We start from the raw sequence: 20,081 nt of genomic DNA, 5'->3' as shown, positions 1-20,081 counted from the left end.
CGAGTCCTGTTCCCGCTACTAAAAAAAGCCCCTTCATTTTGTTGGGGCTTTTTTTATGCTTTCTCCTTTACCTCCTCAGATCAACCCATTATTCATTAAAAAACAAAAAACTATTCCAACCGTTAGGACCGTTTTCTTGTTTCCGGGCATAGCAATGCTGTTTTTTGATTTAGCAGCAATGGAAATGAATGGACAAATCGCCACCGCTTTCTTATATTAAAATTCATTACCTTTAATATACTGAAATAAAAAGTTTATGGAAACAAGGTTTATATGGGCAAATTTAGTCTCCGGTGATTTGGCGAAAACCGCTGCTTTTTATTCCGCTCTTGGGTTTAAACAAAATGACCATGGCGACAATCAAGAATTGGTCAGTTTTGTTTTCGGACAGAATAATTTTATTATCAATTTCTTTACCGGGCAGCATTTATCACAACAAATGAATGGCAGTCTTTCAATTCCAAAAAGCACAAATGAAATCATATTTTCTTTATCTGCTAACAGTAAAGAAGAAGTTGAGCTATGGGTTGAAAAAGTCAGGTCTGCCAATGGTACCCTATTTTCCGAACCCCAAAATTTTGAACAGGGTTACACCTTTGGTTTTGCCGACCCGGATGATCACAAATTCAATGTTCTATATTGGCCGGGAATGTAAAACCGGCCTGCTTTTGTAAACCGCATCAAACATCTAACAAATAAAAAAACAAGTTATGCTACGAGTTTATATCCCAATTATTTTTTTCGCCGTTTTTATCGGTTGGATTTTATACCGACTGTTGGTAAAAAAAGACTTAAAACAGAATCTAACCACTTTGTATATCGGGTTAGCTTTTACAGTAATCTGGATCCTGATTTATTATTTCCTGCTTAAATAGCAGTAAAATCATTACCGGAATTAACACGAAACGGCTACCTTCCTTCTGAAACTGTTTTAACTGCCCTGCCCTACTATACCATCTCCTATTTTCCAGTCATATTTTTTTGACTAATTGACTGGCTTTTCATTTATACCGAACTTTGCTGTTCATCTTATCAATCAACATCCGGATAGTTTATACCGAATAGCAGTCCCAATCAATAGCTACATGAAACCTTTTTTAATCTTAATAATCCTGCTTGCCAACTTTGGTTGTCAGTCACAAACCAATAAAAAAATGAACGAAAACAACAACAGTAATCCGCTTTTGTGTAATCCGGAAACCGGTGTTTGTGAAATACCCGGCACCCCACAACAGCAGCACAATGGCTATGCACCGGAGCAGCAAAAACCGGTAAAAATCATTTATTTCACGGATCCGATCTGTTCTTCCTGCTGGGGTATTGAGCCGCAATTGAGAAAACTCAAACTGGAATACGGAAACAATATTGAAATCGAATACCGGATGGGCGGTCTTTTGCCCGACTGGAACTATAACAGCGGCGGTATCAGCAAACCATCGGATGTGGCACATCACTGGGATGAAGTCAGCGCGTATTATGACATGCCGATCGACGGAAATGTATGGCTGGAAGATCCGCTGAATTCTTCTTATCCGCCGTCTATTGCTTTTAAGGCAGCCCAAATGCAGGATGAGCAGAAAGCTGTTGCCTTCATGAGAAAAATCAGGGAAATGGTCTTTCTGGAAAAGAAAAACATCACAAAATGGGAACACATCAGCAAAGCTGCTACCGAAACCGGATTGAACACCGTACAGCTCAAAACAGACTATGAAAACAAAGCAAAAGAACTGTTTCAGGCAGATCTGGAACTGGCCAGACGACTTGGCGTCAGAGGATTTCCGACCTTATTTTTTATGGACAGCTCAAACAATCCGCAAACGGTATACGGCTTTAAGCCCTATACAGCATTTGAAGCCGCAGTACTGAAAGCTTTTCCAAAGGCAGCGAAAATGAATTATGATACTACCTGGACCGGTTTATTCGGCAAATATCCCACACTGACAACCCGGGAATTTTCGGAACTGTCCGGATCATCAAAAACAGAAAGCGAAACGCTATTGCAAAAGCTCACTAATGAAGGGACGTTAAATAAGATCGTCACTAAAAACGGAAATCTCTGGATAATCAATAATACCAATCGCTAAAAAAGATTCCCCGTTAAGATATTCAGCATACCGGACGCACCACATTCAGAACCGGATTATCCACTAAACACCAACAATTTAACAGGTTTCCTAAAAACTATTTTCAGCAACCGATAATTATAGTATCTTTGCGCACTATTATAAAAGCCATTCCAATATCGAATGGCTTTTTATTTTGTCACTTATGAACATGAAAAAAATTGTTGAGTACAGAAAGTTACTTGACGTTACCAAAACCGCTACGCTAAAAGAGCTGAAAACCATTTACCGAAACAGCATGAAAGACTGTCATCCTGATAAATTCAGTAATGATGAAGAACTGGCTGCTGCCGAAGAAAGAAGTAAAGAAATTATTGCAGCCTATCATTTTCTGGTAAGTATTGCTCCGGAAACACAGGAAAAAGACAAACCGGAATATATTAAAACAACCAGCACTTCAAACATTTTAGAGTTCTATATGGACAACAGTGTTTTGTACATTAACTTTTTAGACGGAAGTCAGTTTGAATATTTTGGTGTTCCGAAAGCGACCTATATCAAAATGATTAATGCCGAATCGCCAAGCCGTTTTGCCAGAAGACATATCTATAATGAGTTTTTATACAGAAGCGCCAGCAAATTAGTGGCTGCAGAATAACCTATAAAAAAAACCTCCACAACTGTTGGAGGTTTTTTTATATTATTTACTGATCCTATCAGCTGATTCTCTGCAATTCCGGGTTGACAATTTGTTTGATCTTCCCCACTCCCATAGTCACGGCTCCTTCACAAAATTCAAATTCCATTCCTTCCGTCAGTGCGTTTTTAAAAAAGTCGACAGCCACTACCTTAATAGCTGCATCTACCCTTTCGCCCGGAAAAACCAATTCTTTATTGATAAAATACTGCGCACCGGAAGTCTGTTTTTCTGCAAAATCAAATTTAACCTGCGGCCTGTATCCCGATGCTGCTGCAGTTGTCCGGTCTCCATGCTCGGTTGTCCGGTATTTTAATACTGCGATAAAATCTACTTTACTGGTATCCGCTGCTGATTCCAAACTATCAAATATTGTTATATCCATATTGCTATCCGGGGTGTTTTACGTTATATCCTATTGTTTTTTAATTGTTTATATTTTCAAATATCGCAAATCTGATGTATTTCCATCACATTATGGCGCTTTTTTTTCAATTTCATTAAAATCAATCAGATAGATAACGGTAAAATCGCGATAACATTGCAGGAAACCTGTTATTTAAAATTGTTCTCACAAAAACGAAGGGTTTAAAAAAAAGATACCCGATCCCTGCTTTTTACGGCATTGAATCGGGTTGTCATCGTAGTAATACTTATCGCAAATTTACCGCTACCACGCTTCCATCTTTTTCGACTTCTATAAACTTTTCCATTCGCTCATGCTGATCTTTGTAATAGGTCTTATTTCTGTAATAATTAATATTCCCATACGGCGTATAACCCGTTCCGGTATATTCCTGACCGTTCCGCGCAAATGTTGTCGACATCATTGCCTGCAGGAAATATTTACCCGGTTTCATTTTTTCAAAAACAAAACGTCCGTATTCATCTGTTTTAGCATCAATGCGGTAGCGAAATGCCGCATCAGACATATACACAAACGTTTTTTTGTTTTCCTTTGATTTCCGCATTTCATACCAGGCCTCAAAATAAGGGGTTACCGGGAAAAGCGACACCGTCAGATTAGTTCCGTATACTTTCCCGCCCATCAGCGGTTTAATCCCATAAACACCTTTTTGCCTGGTAAACAACACGCCTTTAATCGTCGCCTTGCCATAACCAATTGCTTTTTTAGCCTGGATACTGTCAAAAACAGCTTCCGGATATAAGGTTGTGATCTTATTTTTATTGGCTTTCCGGTCGGCCTCTTTTACAGCACTACAGGACCATCCCAAAACCAGCAGGGTGATTAATAACAGGGCATTAATTTTTTTCATGCTCAATATTTTAGCAACCACTTTCTCTTTGGTTTTAATGTGATGTTGTTGAAGACAATGCTTCTCCTGTTGATACGTTTTCTTTTACCACAGTTCCGTTTACAATAATCTGTACCGTAAGTGTTCCGGTTTGTCCGGATGTCACAACATGTCCGTTTGCTCCAAATGTAACTGCCGGAACAGAGGAAGGCATGTTTATTTCAGGACTTTCCCATGTGGTGGCATTTACAGCAGAATTTAACTGCGGATCACCCTGTGCGTTCGTATGAATTACCGTTGAAATTAAGGCGTTATCAGACGTAAATGCTTTGTATTTTACAACCCTGTTGCCTCCCGTTGTTGCAGCCGGTCCGTCGTCGCTGCCTCCACAGGAAGTTACCGAAAGACCTAAAGCTAACACGAATACCAATGTTGAAAATATTTTCTTTTTCATAATTTACAGTTATAAATGGTTTAACAATCTTTTACTTAACAAAAGTAGCGGCTTGCCAAAAGTGTCACAATCGCAGAAAACGAGTAATTTTTTCTACTGGTTTTCCGGTATTTTTAAATGGCTGCTTATAAATTCCCCTGTTTTTTTGTAATCTTTGACTGGAAATCCATTTTTCAAAAGTACTGCCCACAGGAAATTTGTATTTTGTTACCCCTTAATTTTTTATCATGAGCCGGATTGTTTCTCTCAAAAAAATAATATTCTTTATTGGTCTCTGGTTGTGTTTTTCATCGCCGTTAGGAGCCCAGCAGCTATTACCTGTAAATGAAAAAACGTATGCCGACAGCCTTTCCCATATTATACAGTCCAAAACAACCGACAGCGTCCGGGCAAATGCCAATCTTTTACTTTCCGATTACTGGCGCGCAAAAGACACCCTTAAAAGCAAATCTTACCTCACAGCGGGAAAACGCCTGTCGGCTAAATATCCTGTACTCAAAGCAGCAGCTTATTTTTACGAAGGCCAGTATTACAGCAGCCTGAATCCGGAAAAAGCCAAACTGTTATTACAAAAAGCTACAAAGGCCTTAGCTGTTTTTAAAGTCCCTTTCAGTAAAGAAATCGAGGCTGCCGCCTGGTATAACTATGCTATTACAGTCCGGAATGAAAAAGGCGACAGCTTTTTGATCAAGACATTACTCGAAAAATCCATTCCGTTAGCTACCCAATCCGGGAAACCGGAAAAAACAGCACATTATTATTCGCAGCTGGGAATGCTTCTCATGTATAATGCCCAGTTTGACAAGGCGGAAATCTATTTTAACAAAACCATCGGATTATTGGCAACCCAACATCCGAAATCGACCGTATTAATGCTCGCCTATTTGGGTGCCGCCAGCAACTATATCTACAAAGCCAACACTGATGAAGCGAAAATAATGCTGGACAAAGCCAAAAAGATACTGGAACCTTATCCGGAATCGTCCCATTATCCGAACTACTACTATACAGAAGGGCTGTATTACACTGCCAAAACATATTACAACAGCGCACTGAAAAGCCTGGACAACGGTATCCGGCTTGCAATAAACAACAATCAGAAAGTACTGTTACAAATGCTTATTTTCAGAAAGTATAACATTTATCTGGAGCAGAAAGAGTTTAAGAATGCCAAACAGTTACTCCTTTCCGTATTAAAAGAAGGAACTCTGGCTGCCGATGTGAACAATCGCAAAATGTTTTATACCCAGCTGGCAACCGTTAATGAGCACCTCAATGATATGGGCGAAGCCTATCTGTGGCAAAAAAAATACAGCAAATTAAGCGACAGCCTTAACGAAAGCAACCTGAAAGAGCGAATTAACGAAATGGAAATCCGCTTTCACAACGCCGAGAACCAAAAGAAGATTACGGCTTTGGAAACAGAAAAAAAACAGGTGGCCATGTCTGCCAAAAACCATCGTTTGTTTAGCTGGTTACTGGCTGCCATTTCCCTGTTCTTCCTGGTCATTGCAATGCTTTCGTTTGCTTTTTACAAAAATCAGAAAAGACTTTCCCGACAAAAAGAGATCAACCATTTACAGCAGCTAAAAGAACTGAAGCAGCAACAGTTGCTCTCCAATACAGAAGCCATGCTGGAAGGCGAAGAACGGGAGCGCCGCCGGCTGGCGAGTGACTTACATGATGGCCTGGGCGGTATGCTGGCCGGAGTCAAAATCAAATTGTCCGGTGCAACTGCTCACAAAGACCGCACACCCGATCCGGATGAACTGAACAAAATTACCGGACAGCTCGACAATGCCGTTACCGAGCTTCGCCGCATTGCCCGCAACATGATGCCGGAAACACTACTGCGCTTTGGTTTGCAAACCGCATTAAAAGACCTTTGCGAATCCCTGCAAACCAGCTCCTGCACTATTAATTATGAAGTCTTTAATATCGACAGCAATATGCCGCTTTCTACCCAGGTTATTATTTACCGGATTGTACAGGAAGCGTTGTCGAATGCTATCCGCCATTCGGAAGCCAATGTCATCCTGGTACAATGCAGCCAGAACGGCAACCTGTTTTTTATTACCGTGGAAGACAACGGAAAAGGGTTTGACAGCAGCATACTGGAACATAAAAAGGGCATCGGAATTACCAATATTGAAAACCGTATCAAATATCTTAGCGGAAAAATGGAGATCAATACCGCTCCAAACGAAGGAACCGCAATAAATGTAGAACTATATGTCTGAACCCGCTAAAATAATACTCGCCATTGTTGACGACCATCCTATCGTTATTGAAGGGTTAAAAACACTACTCAAAGGAGAAAAAAATATCACCGCTGTAAGCTTTACCAACGGAGCGTCTTTTCTTGACTTTTTACAAAGCAATAAGGTTGATATTGTTTTGCTTGATATTATGCTTCCGGATTATCACGGTATTGAGCTGTGCAAAATAATAAAGAAAGCGGCTCCCGAAACGGTAATACTTGGATTGAGCAACCAGTCCGAACGCAGCATTATGATGCAGCTGCTTCAAAACGGTGCCGGCGGTTACCTGCTTAAAAATGCCGATGCCGGCGAATTGCTGGATTGTATTGCTGAAGCACTGGAAGGCAAACTGACCTTCAGCAAGGAAGCCAAAGAAATCATGCTGAAACCTTCCCAAAACGAATGGAAGGCCATTCCGACACTTACTAAAAGGGAAAAACAGATTCTGGAAAAAATTGCAAACGGCGAAACCACCGCCACCATTGCCGAAGCGCTCTTTGTGAGCCCGCTAACGGTAGAAACACACCGCAGAAACCTGTTGCAGAAATTTGGCGCTAAAAATGTAGCAGAACTCATTAAAATGGCTGTGGAGTACAAGCTGCTCTAAAAGCCGCTTTTGTTTAAACAAGGCAGGAATTAAACGCATTCCTGTCCGGTATTATTTCAGTTGCCGGTAATATTCTTTTTCCGCGATATCAAAATGTTCGGTGGCATACCGCAACATCGTTCCGGGCATGGCCGCCGCATATACGTCTAAAAAGCGTTTCAGGCGGGTTTTATCGGTTTTTCCGGCCTGCCGGAGCCATCCGCCCACCGCTTTATGAATAAGGTCTTCCCGGTCGTTAACCAGAATAGCGGCAATGGCAAAAGTATCGTCTGGCTGTTTATTTCTTAAAAAGTAAGCGGTGCTCACTATTGCCGTACGCCTTGCCCACATATCGTCCGACTGTGCTAATTCGTATAGAATATCCCTTGGTTTATCCTCAAGATAGCGCCCGATTACATACTGGCAGCTCACATCTACCAGATCCCAGTTATTGATCCGGTCCAGGCGGCGTAAATACAATTCAAACATCGCCTTCCTTTCCGGTTCGGTTGTTTTTTTACTCCGTCCCTTTTTATCCATAATGCTCAATGCTCCTGCCCGGATTTCATGTATCGGGCTGTCCAGCAACAGCTCCACCTCGTCCAGCGGCAAAGCCATAAAGTCCGCTGCAATTTTAAAGAGTTCTCCCATGCGTATGCCCATAAAAACATCACCGGCACCATATTCTCCTTCTCCGGTTTTAAAATACCGCTGTAATTTTTCTTTTTCCGTATCCGACTGGTGAAGTTGTAACGCGGTTATAAAGTCTGCTGCTGTCTGGTTTTGCATCGCTTTGTAGTATCGCTTTCAAATATATAAAAACTACAGCCCCGATTATCCTTTGCTACCCAATAAAAAAGAGTGCCTTCCGACACTCTTTTCTAATCATGCTGAGGTACCCCGCCCGCCTGAACTAACTCCCCAATTAGCCAGACAATAATAAACACCACCCTTAAGTTGAGAAAGACCCTCACTGTTTGTATCTATCTTTATCCTTAAGGTACCTCATAACATACTAAAACCAATAAATTGGCCATGTCACTTTTCAGAACCACATTCCGAAAAATCCAAATGAAAAAAAACTATGAGCATTTTCAAATTTTTCAGTTGATAGCTCCTTTAATTCCTAACAAATCAAGGAGCATCAACATTAACAAAAAATTACCTTATGTAAGGAAAACAGGAAAACCATACTACTTTTCACTTAACGCAATTAACCTGTTTCACTTGAAGAACAATTCAAAGTAAAAGCAAAATGGACTAATTTGGATACCTGTCCGGTACGCATTTATACGCAACGCGCTTAAAAAAACACAATTGATTATTTATCAAACATATACAAAACGAACATTTCTCAGATTTGCGTGTCCGCGTATGGATTTGCGTGTTTTTGCGTATTGGAATTGCTGCTTTTCGGGTGTTTCTTAAAAAGCAAATCCGCAATATCATTACACAAAATCAACACTATAGCCCAAAAAAAGAAGCATTATCTATCAAAACACAAATAGCATTGTTAATTTTTTTAACTTTGACTAACCAAAAAACAAAAAACATGGAAATTAATTTTTTAGCATTAGTCTTAGCGGCACTATCCACACTTGTTGTTGGATTTATCTGGTACAACCCTAAAGTATTTGGTACGATATGGATGAAAGAGGCCGGAATGACCGAAGAGAAAATGAAAGGAGCCAATATGTTTGTTATTTTCGGAATGGCAATTGTATATGCTTTCTTTATTTCTTTTATTTTACAAATCCTTACGATTCATCAGTATGGCGCACTGGGAATGGTTGGTGGAGACCCCAGCCTTGCCAAACCTTCTTACCATGCTTTTATGGCCGATTACGGGGATGCTTTCCGTACTTTTAAACACGGCATGCTGCACGGTTTTATTTCCGGACTGTTTTTTGCACTTCCGGTTGTCGGAACCGGCGCCTTATTTGAAAGACGCTCGTGGCGCTACACGTTAATTGCCGGAGGTTTTTGGGTAATTAGCTGTATGATTATGGGTGGTATTGTTTGTGCTATGAAATAGAAAATTTTGTTTTAACATTTATTTTAATACTAATCGCTCTACATTTGTGGAGCGATTCTTTCTTTTGTGAATACAGACACTACGTACAAAATTTATCCGGCTGTTTCAGAAGTCCCAACAAACTGGGATACTATTGCCCATTCCAATATATTTCTTTCTACTGCTTATTTAAAAGCACTGGAAAAATCGGCTCCGGCAAATATGATCTGCCATTATATCGGTTTGTTTCAGAATCAAGAACTGGTCGGTATTGCGCTTTCCCAGTTTTTAGATCTCAATAAGGTAGGTTCATTCGGAGAAAGGGATAACTGCCTGAAAACTTCCGTCCGGAATTTTGTTTTTAAAAATTTCAGCTCACATGTATTGTTCATTGGCAACAACATGCTCACCGGGCAGAATGCCTACGCTTTGCTTGATACAATTAGCAATGCAGACGCTGTTGCACTGCTTTTCCAGGCATCGGAAGCACTGAAAGAGATCTTCCGCAAAAAGCGGTTAAAAATCCACTTAACGGTTTTTAAAGATTTCTCCGAAACGGAAACGGAATATTTTAAGACCCCGGATTTCGCTTCTTTTTATCGTTTTACGACCCAGCCGAATATGGTTTTCGATATTCCGGAATCCTGGCAGCATGAAACCGATTATATTCAGGCGCTGACAAAAAAATACCGGGACCAGTACAAACGATCTCACAAAAAGGCGGAAGCAATCCAAAAAAAGAAATTTTCACTGGATGATATTCAGGCTCATAATCCGGTTATTAACCGCCTGTATGAAAATGTGGCCAAAAATGCTCCTTTTAATACGTTCTTTCTGGCTGACAATCATTTTTATAAGCTGAAAAAACTACTCAAAGATCAATTCCTGTTTTACGGTTATTTCCTTGACGACAAGCTGATCGGTTTTAATACGCTGATTAAAAACGGAACTGCAATAGACACCTATTTCCTGGGTTATGACGAGGAACATCAACGGGAAAAAATGCTGTATCTGAACATGCTTTATGATATGGTAGCCTATTCCATTAACAAAGGGTTCTCAAAAATCGTTTTTGCCCGGACTGCCCTGGAGATCAAAAGTTCCATTGGTGCCAAACCTCAGGAAATGTACGGCTATATCAGGCACAGCAATCCTTTGGTAAACCGCCATATCGCCCGTCTTTTCAAATCGCTGGAGCCGGAAACCCTCTGGCAGGAACGAAATCCTTTTAAATAAAAAAAGAGGCTGTTTTCACAACCTCTTCTGTTTTTTTTAAGAGTTCACTTCTATTTCCTCCTGTACTTTTTCCCATTCTTCCAGGAACTGGTCCAGATCTTTTTTCTTTTTCTCATAGGCTGCGAAAAAGGAAGCATCCTGCATTAATTTTTCATAATTATCCGCCAGTGCCTTATCATCTTTCTGGATTTCTTTTTCCAGCTGCTGAATCTGGCTTTCAATTTTACTCAGCTTATTCTGCAGGCTTTTATTCTTTTTCTGTTCTTCGTAAGACAGTGCTTTATTTTCTTTCTGAACCGTTTCCTTTACCACATCTTTCTTCTCCACTTCCCGCATGTTCTGCACATTGCGCTGTTCCAGGAAGAAGTTGATATCGCCTAAATATTCGCGGATCTTCTGGTCTTTAAATTCATAAACAATGTTAGACATTCCCTGCAGGAAGTCACGGTCGTGCGATACCAATAACAGGGTTCCTTCAAATTTCTGTAAAGCGGCTTTCAGTACATTCTTGGATTTAATATCCAGGTGATTCGTAGGCTCATCCATTACCAACACATTAATAGGCTGTAACAGTAATTTACAAAGCGCCAAACGGTTTCTTTCTCCTCCGGAAAGTACTTTTACCTTTTTCTCCACATCATCGCCTCTAAACAGGAAAGCTCCCAGCATGTCACGCACTTTGGAACGGTTGGAATCTGTTGCCGCTTCCGTCATGGTATCCAATAAGGTTTTTTCACCATCTAAATACTCTGCCTGATTTTGCGCGAAATACCCCAACTGAACATTATGCCCCAATTTGATGGTTCCGTCATATTCAAATTCATTTACGATGGCTTTGATAAAAGTGGATTTCCCTTGTCCGTTCTGACCAACAAAGGCAATTTTACTGCCCCGTTCTACCAATAGCGATATTTCTTTTAAGATGGTTTTCTCACCGTAACTTTTCGTAACATGTTCCGCTTCAATCACCACTCTGCCCGGTGTCATCGAAACCGGAAAGGAAATGCTCATTACAGAGTTATCGTCCTCATCCACTTCGATACGTTCCACTTTATCCAATTTCTTGATTAAAGACTGCGCCATCGAAGCTTTGGAAGCTTTGGCACGGAATTTCTCGATCAGCTTTTCGGTTTCCTCTATTTTTTTAGCCTGGTTTTTTTGTGTAGCCAATTGTTTCTCGCGGATTTCCTGACGTAAAACCAGATATTCCGTATACGGCTTATTAAAATCGTAGGCTTTTCCTAACGAAATCTCAATGGTTCTGTTCGTTACGTTATCCAAAAACATTTTATCGTGGGAAACGATCACCACTACTCCCGGAAAGCTTCGTAAAAAGTTTTCCAGCCAGATGATACTTTCAATATCCAGGTGATTCGTTGGCTCATCCAGCAATAAGATATCGTTTGTTTGCAATAACAGCTTTGCCAGTTCGATACGCATTCTCCAGCCTCCGGAAAAAGTATCCGTCAGCTTGTCAAAATCCTCCCGTTTGAACCCCAGTCCTAACAGGATTTTTTCGGTATCGCCAATATAGTTATACCCTCCCAATATTTCATAATGGTGGGTAACATCGCTTAATTGTTCTATTAATTCCGAATATTCCGCGCTTTCATAATCGGTTCGCGTTGCCAGCTGATGGTTGATTTCTTCCATCTTGAATTCGGCATGCTTGATCTCTTCAAAAGCCTGATACGCTTCATCCAGAACCGTTCTTCCTTTTACAAAATCGATATCCTGTTTTAAGAATCCTATTTTTACTTCTTTCTCAGTAGCAATGCTACCGGAATCCGGCGCCAGCTCCCGAGAGAGAATTTTTAGCATCGTTGATTTACCGGCTCCGTTTTTTCCAACAAGTCCTACTCTGTCCCCCGCTCCCAATCGGAAAGTTACTTCTTCAAATAAATAAGTACCCCCAAAAGAAACTGATAAATTGTGTATATTTAGCATAATTTTATTACAAATGTTACAAAGGTAATTTTTTAAAAGATGTACCTTTACTAAAATTTATGCAAATGTTAAAAAAAGGATCCAAACTCAATAGTATTTTAACAGGAAGTTGTCCTAAATGCCAGGAAGAAAGCATGTATGTGGATAAAAACCCGTATAAATTGAGCAGCGTATTTAAAATGCATGATAAATGCAGCCACTGCGGCACCTATTATAAAATAGAGCCCTCATTCTTTTACGGAGCCATGTATGTGAGCTATGGAGTGGGTATTGCTTTTGGAGTGGCCGCTTTTGTGATCACGTATCTTTTTTTAGGTCTGAGCCTGAAAACGGCATTTATAGCAATCATTGCTACTTTAATTGTTTTTATGCCTGTCATTATGCGGTTGTCCCGGAATATCTGGATTAACTTTTTTGTGCATTATGACAAAGATTGGAAAAACAACATCCATTCATAATATTTTAGGAATCCAGACGGATTCCTAATTTTTTATAGCAGCGTTTAATATCGATCTGCGCATCCAAAGGGATGTTGTTTTCGATAGCATCGTATAAGGATTTTGCCAAAACAGGCCCCAGCATCACGCCTCGTGTGCCCAGGCCATTCAGGATATGAATATTGTTATGAATATGATGAGTACCCACTAACGGACGCCGGTCTTTTACCGTAGGACGAACACCGGCAAAATGTTCTACAATCTCAAAATCGCAGTCAATCAGTTCTTTCAGATTATCCAGTAATTCCTGCTTACCGGCTTCTGTAGGCAAATCGGTTTTATCTTCCCAATTGTAGGTGGCGCCCACTTTAAAAAGATCATTCCCTACAGGCAGGATAAAAATACTGGATTTTAAAACCACGTCAAGGTTTAAATCCGGTGCTTTAATGAGCAGTAGTTCTCCTTTGGTTCCATCCAACGGCAGCTGTTTGAAAAACGGATTATGGACCAATCCGAAGCCATCAGCAAAAATGATATGTTTTGCTTTCAGACCGCTATAGGAAACACCTTCTTCCAGGAATTCAATTCGGGAATAGTCGAAACGTTCTTTCCGCACCCAATTGTTCCGGTTTAAAAACTCCAGGTAGGAATCCAATAGTACTTTGGTATCGACATAACCGGTCATTAACACTTCACCAAAACCGAATTGAGAGGTAATGGACTGGTATTCCCGATGTATTATTGTTGTGGAAAGAAATGATGCCAGATTTGGTTTATCGGCAGCCTGGAACCAGTTGTTCTGTTCTTCAATGGAAGCAAACTTCCTGTAGATCGGAATCCTAAAGTCAAATTTAGCCGCTATTTTATCTTCTATAGCCGCATAAAAAGGCAATCCGTAATCCAATTGCTGTTTAGCATTCCAAACCTCACTAAATCGCTTTAAAATAACCGGGTTATACAAGCCTCCGGCCACCCGCGAAGAGGAAGAAGAGTTATCTTCAAAAACCATAATGGTTTTACCCTGCTGCAAGGCGGTTTCTGCAAAACAAATTCCGGCTATACCGGAGCCAACAATCAAATAATCTACCATAGTACAAAAATAAAAAACTCTTACCCAGGAAGGTAAGAGTTTTTCATAAAATTGGAGAAATTATTTTTTAGTAATTCCACATATCTTGTTCAAAGTTGCGGATTTTTTCTTTTACACGCTCAGATTCCAATAACTGCATTTGAGCATTTTCTTTTACATATTCTTCAATTTGTCTATCGCCGTAAACATTTTCTTCTCTGTAGATTACTCCACTAAAGCGTCTTGAGTTTAACAGGTGATCAAACGTAATCGGCATTGCTGAGTTTTTATCATTGAAGGCCTTGTTTGCATGTAACACATCTCTTGCAGACGGGAAGTAAACCCAGAATAATTCGATGTATTCTTTCTCCTCTTTGTCCATCGTATAAACATCCGGTACAATAGGACAGATTCCTAACATTCTGTATTTTAATTCACCTTGACGGGTATCAAAATACCAATAACCTACAATTTTATAATCAGAAACGTCCATTGCTCTGATTTCGGTTTTGTTGATATACTCTTCCGAAATTTTCGCTCCTGCTTTTTTCTGTTTTGCGGTAAAGCTGTTGTATTGTTCTTTACCAGCATCTGTTGTATCAATTCTAAACAACGACGCTTCGATATCTTTTAATGTTTTTTTAGTTGTAAAATAACTATCATCATAGATCTCAGTAAGCTTATTGCTTTTAATTCCTTCAACCAGAACATCGTAAAGCGGTCTTCTATCCGGACCTAAATTTCCTTCTACAGGATAATATAAAGGAAAATTAACTCTTTCATCAAGGTCAACAATTTCCCAGATTTTCTTCCCCATTAAAACATCACGATCATCAACATAACCATAAGGTAACGGCTTGTCATTATCAGCGTTTAATTGTGCTGCGGTTTTTTTACCGATATCAGCCGGGGATTTTGCATTCAAAAGATTAGACTGTGCAAAAGTTGCAATAGAACTAAAAGTAAATGCAATTACTAATGAAAAATTTCTCCAATTCATTTTTTATTCTTTATAAACTATTAAAGTAATTATAAACTCAAACTTGGTCGTTTTTATTGTACTTCAAATGTACAAGGTGCAACTCTTTTTGGCATTTGATCTAATCCAACGAATTTAGCTTTGATCTCAGAGATAACTACAACATCACCTCTACCCGCTTTAGCAATAGCAGCTTTAGCTCTTGCATCCATTTTGTTACCTGATACTACAATTGTAGGCTGACCTGGCACTTTAATGTTAAATTGTGTTACGTTAACAGAAACCGGGAAATCGAAATCTTCTAATTCAGCAGAGATTGTACAAACCTCTAAGTTCGATTTAGCTCCTTTAGCAGCAACCTCACCACGGATTTTTCCAGTTGGAGCAGGTAAACCTTTGATTCTGAAAACTTCTTTACTACTGAAAGATTTTCCATCAGGCATAGTAGCGCTAACATTAATGGTTACATCGCTTCCAGCTCCTGGTGTAAGGTTATATTGACCTGGTTTTCCAGTAGATGCCATTCCAGGTGCAGATGCTTTAACTTTATCAGAAGAGATACCTGGTACAGAAACCGAAATAGGGTTCGATACACCACGGTAAACAACTTTCATTTTGTCAGCAGATACAATTGCCTGGTTTGGTTTTGGAACCACAACGTAGTTTCCTGCAATTTCGATTTCAACTGGTTTGTTGTCTTCCATGAAAGTAAACTTACCTTTGATATCTTTTTCACCAACGCTACCAGCAGCCATTTTGAAAATAGCAGAACCATTTTCGATAGATGTTGAAGCACCGTTTACAGAAACTGCTTTTGGAACTGTAGACTCGTCATAACGACCTAATACTACACGTCCTGTAACTTGCTCTCCCTGAAAGAAAGCTGATTTATCCATCATTACGAAAGCTTTATAGTTTTTCATAGACGCAGCCGCCATTGCAGTGTTACCCATGAAAGCATTATATAAGCTTGCTTCAATTCCTTTAACGTCATTTTGCATAGCCGTTAATTTTGTTAAAGAAGCGATAGATGGGAATCCTTTATAATGATAATCTAAGAATTTTTTAGTAACTCCTTCTCCGTCTTTTACATCAGCTGTATTGAATTTAGAATCAATCTCTCCAACAATAGCTTTGTATTTTGCGTCGTTTCCAATTACAGTTTTCATATCAGCTCTGTACTTGTCGATAGCAGCTACAATTTCTTTTCCTTTTTTAGAATAACCGTCACCTTCAAACCAACCTTCGTCGATTTTGTCACCTTTATCCATTGCCTCATAAGGTAGTTTTCCATTCTCACCTTTTTCAATTCCTGTTGTTACATCAGTTTTAAGTTTACCGATATAATCGTAGAAATTTTTAGTGATAACAGCTACTTCATCAGCCATTTTTTTTGCAGCACCGAATTGAGACGGGTTATCAGCTGCTTTAGTACCAAGTGCGCTTAAAATCTGTGAATTCGTTTCTACTGCAGCAGAGTTTGCTGTTTCGAATTTTTCATTCATCAAACCAAAAGCTGATAGAACTTCTTTTGACATGTTTAATGCCAACATCGCGATGAAAACCAAGTACATCAGGTTAATCATCTTCTGTCTAGGGGTTAATTTTCCTCCTGCCATTTCTTCTAATTAGTTTTTAAATAGATTAATAAATGCAACTAATTAGTTTCTGTTGCTCATTGCAGAAAGCATTCCGCCATATACGTTGTTTAAAGAAGATAAATTTGCAGTCAATGATTGCATTTGATCTTTTAATTTCAAGTTGTTTTCAGCAACTTCTTTGTTAATTTCAGCATTACGGGTAGCGCTTTCTAACTGAACTTTATACATACTGTTTAAAGATTCCATTTGAGCAGCTGCCATTGACATTTCTTCAGCATATTTTTTAGTAGAAGCAACTGAATCAACTGTTGGAGCAATTCCTTTAGCTGCAGCTTCGAAGTTTTTGATGCTGTTTCCTAAGCTAGACATTAACTCACCGTCAATTTTAGCTTCTTTTAACATGTTGTCTAATTTTTGAGATAAAAGACCTTGAGCTTCTGTTGGGTTTTCTGCTTTTTTAACGTCTCTTTTCTTAGCGTCTCCACCTGCTAATTCAGGGTAAACCAATGACCAGTCTAATTCTTTTTCAACTGGATCGAAAGCAGATAATGCGAAGATAAATGCTTCAACTCCAAGACCGATAATAAGCATCGCGCTTGCACCTGGCCAGTGCATTAATTTGAATAACGCTCCGATGATTACCACTGCTGCCCCCATACCATAGGCAAAATTCATAACTTTTTTAGGTAGTGCCATAATAAAATAAAATTTTAGTTAGTTAAGTTAATTATAATTAAAAATTGGTTAAATTTTAAAATTGAGTTAAGTTGAATGATTCTGATAATTAGTTGGGTCTGTTTCCGGTTGCCTGAGCTCCCATGTAATCCTGAACTGTTCTGAATCCGATGTAGCTTCTTGCCGTATCTGCATATTCGAAGTTACGGGTACCTACCTGTAAGTAGTAAGAAACATCTTTCCAGGATCCACCACGTACCACTTTACGTTGGTTTTTAGCATCCGGTACATTTGGATTCATTGTCGATACATAATCATAAGCTGCAGCATCATAAGATGAATCTGTCCACTCGGCTACGTTACCAGACATGTTGTAAAGGTTGAAATCATTCGGCTCGTATGATTTAGCTTCAACAGTATATAAAGCACCGTCTGCTGCATAATCTCCACGGCTAGGCTTAAAGTTTGCCAAATAACATCCTCTATCATTGTGAGTATACGGTCCACCCCAAGGATAAGCTGCAGATTCCAGACCACCTCTTGCAGCGTATTCCCACTCTGCTTCAGTTGGTAAACGGAAAGAGTTTACCTGATCTCTTCCTTTTTTCTTTTTGATGTAAGAGTTTTTATTTAATGTTCTCCAAGCACAAAAAGCTTTAGCCTGTTTCCAGCTAACTCCAACTACAGGGTAATCCCCGTAAGCCTGGTGCCAGAAATAGTCATTATGCATTGGCTCATTATAAGAATACGCGAAGTCTTTAATCCAAACGGTTGTATCCGGATAAATCAACTGGTTTTCTGTTTTAATGAATTTACCTCTTTTAGATCTGCTGCTTGTAGTGCTCTTATCTTTAGCAGCCGCCTGAATGTCCATCCAGGTATAACGGAATTTTAACTTCGACACGTCGAAAGTTCTCAAACCGTTGTATGATTCACTCGCTGGTAAATAAAGTGAATCCATTACCTCAACATAATACTCATCCGGGTATTTCTGAGGGTCAGCATGCAACTTCACTTTTCTGTTAAGACGTCTTCCAGCATACGGATCTTCATCTGTACCTACGCTGTAATAATTCTCATACATATATTTGTCGTATGCAGACATTTTTGCAGGATCCTGGTCACTGAAAGCAAAGTCACCGATGCTTCCTCCTTTGTTACCACCAGTACCTGGCTTCATCCCTTGCTCATCAGCTAAAATAGCCAATCTCACACGGATTGTAGAATCTTTTACCCATTCGACAAATTGACGATATTCACTATTCGTAATTTCCGTCTCATCCATGTAAAAGGAACGAACTGTTACCGTTTTTGTCGGTGCGTCCTGAACGTTAGCTAAATCATCATCTGACTTACCCATGATAAAAGCGCCACCAGGAACTAAAGTCATACCATACGGCTTTTCCGGATGCCATTTCTTTCCTTTAACTCCTACCAGCTCACCTCTGTCGTTAGAACCACAGCTGAAAAACAATGATACAACAGCTGTTAATGCAATGAACTTCTTCATATAAATTTGGGTTAATAGTATTTATATTTTTAAGGGCGTAAACCTATTTATTTATTTTCTAAAAAACAAAGATTTTATTAAAAAAAACTTAAAAAAAACAATAAAACACAATTTAGGCTTTAAATAACCGTTTTTTAAACAATTATACCATATTTTTCTTTTGCGCCTTCCACCAACGCTCTGGAATCTCATGGTTTGTGGCACCTAGATAATCCTCATATGTGCAAGGTAATAACGTGTTTCTTTTTAATTTATTGTTAAAACTTGTTAAAAAAGGTATTTCTATCCACCAACGCTCCGTTTTATCGCTTTTATAGAAGATTAACTCTTCGTCTTCCAGCGGCACGATATACTTCAAATAGTCCTCACGGCTGCCAAAAGGATATTCTTTCGAACGGTAGTGAAATCCTTCAATAAAATACCAGATAATCTGTCCGATTAGAACGGCTTCACTCTTCGAATTATTGTGGTTAAAAACACCAAAAGAAGTTACCTTATCGCTAATTCCCGCATAACGCGAAAGCACGCAGATTTCCTTACCGTTAAATCCATTCGGAATAAACTGTGTGAAGTTCCCGGAATCGCTTGATTTTACCGATGTAAGATCAAGACTTACCAGATCGGCATCCCTGAAAACTGGTTCTGCAATGGTTGAGTTATTACAAATCTCACCCAGGCGGTAGGCATCGAAATACAGTTTTTCAATCAGATCAATTTCTTCCTGTGAGTTAAAATAGGTCTGATAACCGACATTACTATAGTTAAACAAATTATTAGGCTCTTCCACGATCATTTTGGTCAGAAAAGAATGCGCCGCTAATTGCTCCTCGTCTTTTTCAAAGTCAAACTTACTGTCAATTGCCACTACATTTACCATTTGTTCCAACTGGTCGTAGGCTCTGTAAATGGCATAGGTCAGGTCCTGAGAACCGCCTATAACGATCGGGATAACACCGTTTTTTATCAAATGTGCCACCGCAGTACGCAGCACATAATAGGTATCTTCAGAAGAACTTCCTGCCACCACATTTCCTAAATCTACGATCTGTGCATCCCAGTTTCCCGGGAAAAGGCTGTAAAATTCTTTTCGGATAGCAGTCAGATCCGTATGTTCATTATGACCTTCAAAGCCTCTGTTTTCATGCACTCCGATAATGGCAATGGCAGCGTTTTCAATATTCGGAAAATCCGTTTCTGTATGAAAAACCACTTTTCTCCCCAACGTTTGCACGTTAAGGCCCTGAATAAATTCTAAAAAGTCAGCATCAACCGGCTGAATATAATCAAATGCCATTT

General features: G+C 39.5%; 19 protein-coding genes. 8 read left to right on the top strand and 11 right to left on the bottom strand.

Annotation, left to right across the window (positions count from 1 at the left end):
* Positions 1 to 256: 256 nt before the first annotated feature.
* The 3 genes from B3394_RS05800 (at position 257) to B3394_RS05790 (ending at position 2,721) form a co-directional block, all read left to right on the top strand.
* Positions 257 to 655 (top strand): VOC family protein, encoded by a 399-nt coding sequence (locus tag B3394_RS05800; protein ID WP_286913992.1) that lies wholly within the window; start codon positions 257 to 259, stop codon positions 653 to 655.
* 499 nt (positions 656 to 1,154) lie between these two features.
* Entirely contained in the window at positions 1,155 to 2,084 is a 930-nt protein-coding gene (locus B3394_RS05795) for a ClpXP adapter SpxH family protein (RefSeq protein WP_273245166.1), read from the top strand.
* A 190-nt stretch (positions 2,085 to 2,274) separates the two neighbouring features.
* Complete coding sequence (locus B3394_RS05790; protein ID WP_177736098.1) at positions 2,275 to 2,721, top strand: KTSC domain-containing protein; 447 nt, start codon at positions 2,275 to 2,277, stop codon at positions 2,719 to 2,721.
* Between the two features lie 58 nt (positions 2,722 to 2,779).
* Here B3394_RS05790 and B3394_RS05785 read toward each other — a convergent pair whose 3' ends face one another.
* The 3 genes from B3394_RS05785 to B3394_RS05775 all read right to left on the bottom strand — a co-directional run bounded on the left by B3394_RS05785 (position 2,780) and on the right by B3394_RS05775 (position 4,470).
* Complete coding sequence (locus tag B3394_RS05785) at positions 2,780 to 3,121, bottom strand: hypothetical protein (RefSeq protein WP_286913988.1); 342 nt, start codon at positions 3,119 to 3,121, stop codon at positions 2,780 to 2,782.
* Between the two features lie 292 nt (positions 3,122 to 3,413).
* Complete coding sequence (locus tag B3394_RS05780) at positions 3,414 to 4,037, bottom strand: hypothetical protein (RefSeq protein WP_286913983.1); 624 nt, start codon at positions 4,035 to 4,037, stop codon at positions 3,414 to 3,416.
* Between the two features lie 34 nt (positions 4,038 to 4,071).
* The gene (locus B3394_RS05775) at positions 4,072 to 4,470 is read right to left on the bottom strand and encodes a hypothetical protein (RefSeq protein ID WP_177729954.1); all 399 of its coding nucleotides are present in this window, start codon (positions 4,468 to 4,470) and stop codon (positions 4,072 to 4,074) included.
* Positions 4,471 to 4,697: 227 nt separating this feature from the next.
* Between B3394_RS05775 and B3394_RS05770 the strand changes: the two genes are divergently transcribed.
* Together B3394_RS05770 and B3394_RS05765 are read left to right on the top strand one after the other, a co-directional pair.
* The gene (locus B3394_RS05770; RefSeq protein ID WP_286913978.1) at positions 4,698 to 6,710 is read left to right on the top strand and encodes a tetratricopeptide repeat-containing sensor histidine kinase; all 2,013 of its coding nucleotides are present in this window, start codon (positions 4,698 to 4,700) and stop codon (positions 6,708 to 6,710) included.
* Complete coding sequence (locus B3394_RS05765) at positions 6,703 to 7,338, top strand: response regulator transcription factor (RefSeq protein ID WP_177729956.1); 636 nt, start codon at positions 6,703 to 6,705, stop codon at positions 7,336 to 7,338. The genes B3394_RS05770 and B3394_RS05765 overlap by 8 nt, the downstream gene beginning before the upstream one ends.
* A gap of 51 nt (positions 7,339 to 7,389) precedes the next feature.
* Here B3394_RS05765 and B3394_RS05760 read toward each other — a convergent pair whose 3' ends face one another.
* A complete protein-coding gene (locus B3394_RS05760; RefSeq protein ID WP_286913971.1) occupies positions 7,390 to 8,106 on the bottom strand; it encodes a DNA alkylation repair protein in 717 nt (238 codons plus the stop codon).
* Between the two features lie 763 nt (positions 8,107 to 8,869).
* Here B3394_RS05760 and B3394_RS05755 point away from each other — a divergent pair.
* Together B3394_RS05755 and B3394_RS05750 are read left to right on the top strand one after the other, a co-directional pair.
* Entirely contained in the window at positions 8,870 to 9,352 is a 483-nt protein-coding gene (locus B3394_RS05755; RefSeq protein ID WP_177729958.1) for a DUF1761 domain-containing protein, read from the top strand.
* Between the two features lie 66 nt (positions 9,353 to 9,418).
* Positions 9,419 to 10,567, top strand: coding sequence for an 8-amino-7-oxononanoate synthase (locus B3394_RS05750; protein WP_273245155.1), 1,149 nt, complete (start codon positions 9,419 to 9,421; stop codon positions 10,565 to 10,567).
* A 36-nt stretch (positions 10,568 to 10,603) separates the two neighbouring features.
* On the opposite strand, the gene B3394_RS05745 is transcribed toward B3394_RS05750, so the two are convergent.
* On the bottom strand, positions 10,604 to 12,514 hold the full coding sequence (locus tag B3394_RS05745) for an ABC-F family ATP-binding cassette domain-containing protein (RefSeq protein ID WP_273245153.1): 1,911 nt from the start codon (positions 12,512 to 12,514) through the stop codon (positions 10,604 to 10,606).
* A 65-nt stretch (positions 12,515 to 12,579) separates the two neighbouring features.
* Between B3394_RS05745 and B3394_RS05740 the strand changes: the two genes are divergently transcribed.
* A complete protein-coding gene (locus tag B3394_RS05740) occupies positions 12,580 to 12,972 on the top strand; it encodes a DUF983 domain-containing protein (protein ID WP_177729961.1) in 393 nt (130 codons plus the stop codon).
* A 4-nt stretch (positions 12,973 to 12,976) separates the two neighbouring features.
* On the opposite strand, the gene B3394_RS05735 is transcribed toward B3394_RS05740, so the two are convergent.
* From B3394_RS05735 to B3394_RS05710, 6 genes are all read right to left on the bottom strand, one after another.
* Positions 12,977 to 14,041: an NAD(P)/FAD-dependent oxidoreductase gene (locus tag B3394_RS05735; RefSeq protein ID WP_286913969.1), complete on the bottom strand. Its 1,065-nt coding sequence runs from the start codon at positions 14,039 to 14,041 to the stop codon at positions 12,977 to 12,979.
* Positions 14,042 to 14,108: 67 nt separating this feature from the next.
* Positions 14,109 to 15,020 (bottom strand): gliding motility protein GldN, encoded by a 912-nt coding sequence (gene gldN, locus B3394_RS05730; protein ID WP_286913968.1) that lies wholly within the window; start codon positions 15,018 to 15,020, stop codon positions 14,109 to 14,111.
* A gap of 53 nt (positions 15,021 to 15,073) precedes the next feature.
* Positions 15,074 to 16,618 (bottom strand): gliding motility protein GldM, encoded by a 1,545-nt coding sequence (gene gldM / locus B3394_RS05725; RefSeq protein WP_286913960.1) that lies wholly within the window; start codon positions 16,616 to 16,618, stop codon positions 15,074 to 15,076.
* Between the two features lie 42 nt (positions 16,619 to 16,660).
* Positions 16,661 to 17,299, bottom strand: coding sequence for a gliding motility protein GldL (gldL, locus tag B3394_RS05720; protein WP_273245180.1), 639 nt, complete (start codon positions 17,297 to 17,299; stop codon positions 16,661 to 16,663).
* Between the two features lie 85 nt (positions 17,300 to 17,384).
* On the bottom strand, positions 17,385 to 18,785 hold the full coding sequence (gene gldK / locus B3394_RS05715; protein ID WP_177729966.1) for a gliding motility lipoprotein GldK: 1,401 nt from the start codon (positions 18,783 to 18,785) through the stop codon (positions 17,385 to 17,387).
* A gap of 142 nt (positions 18,786 to 18,927) precedes the next feature.
* Positions 18,928 to 20,079: a formimidoylglutamase gene (locus B3394_RS05710; protein ID WP_177729967.1), complete on the bottom strand. Its 1,152-nt coding sequence runs from the start codon at positions 20,077 to 20,079 to the stop codon at positions 18,928 to 18,930.
* Positions 20,080 to 20,081 lie beyond the last annotated feature (2 nt).

Origin of the sequence: Flavobacterium sp. UBA4197, from assembly GCF_002379575.1 — a bacterium.
GTDB classification, from domain to species: Bacteria; Bacteroidota; Bacteroidia; order Flavobacteriales; family Flavobacteriaceae; genus Flavobacterium; species Flavobacterium inviolabile.
Note: the sequence above shows the minus strand (reverse complement) of the source record. Positions and strands in the feature narration are given on the sequence as shown.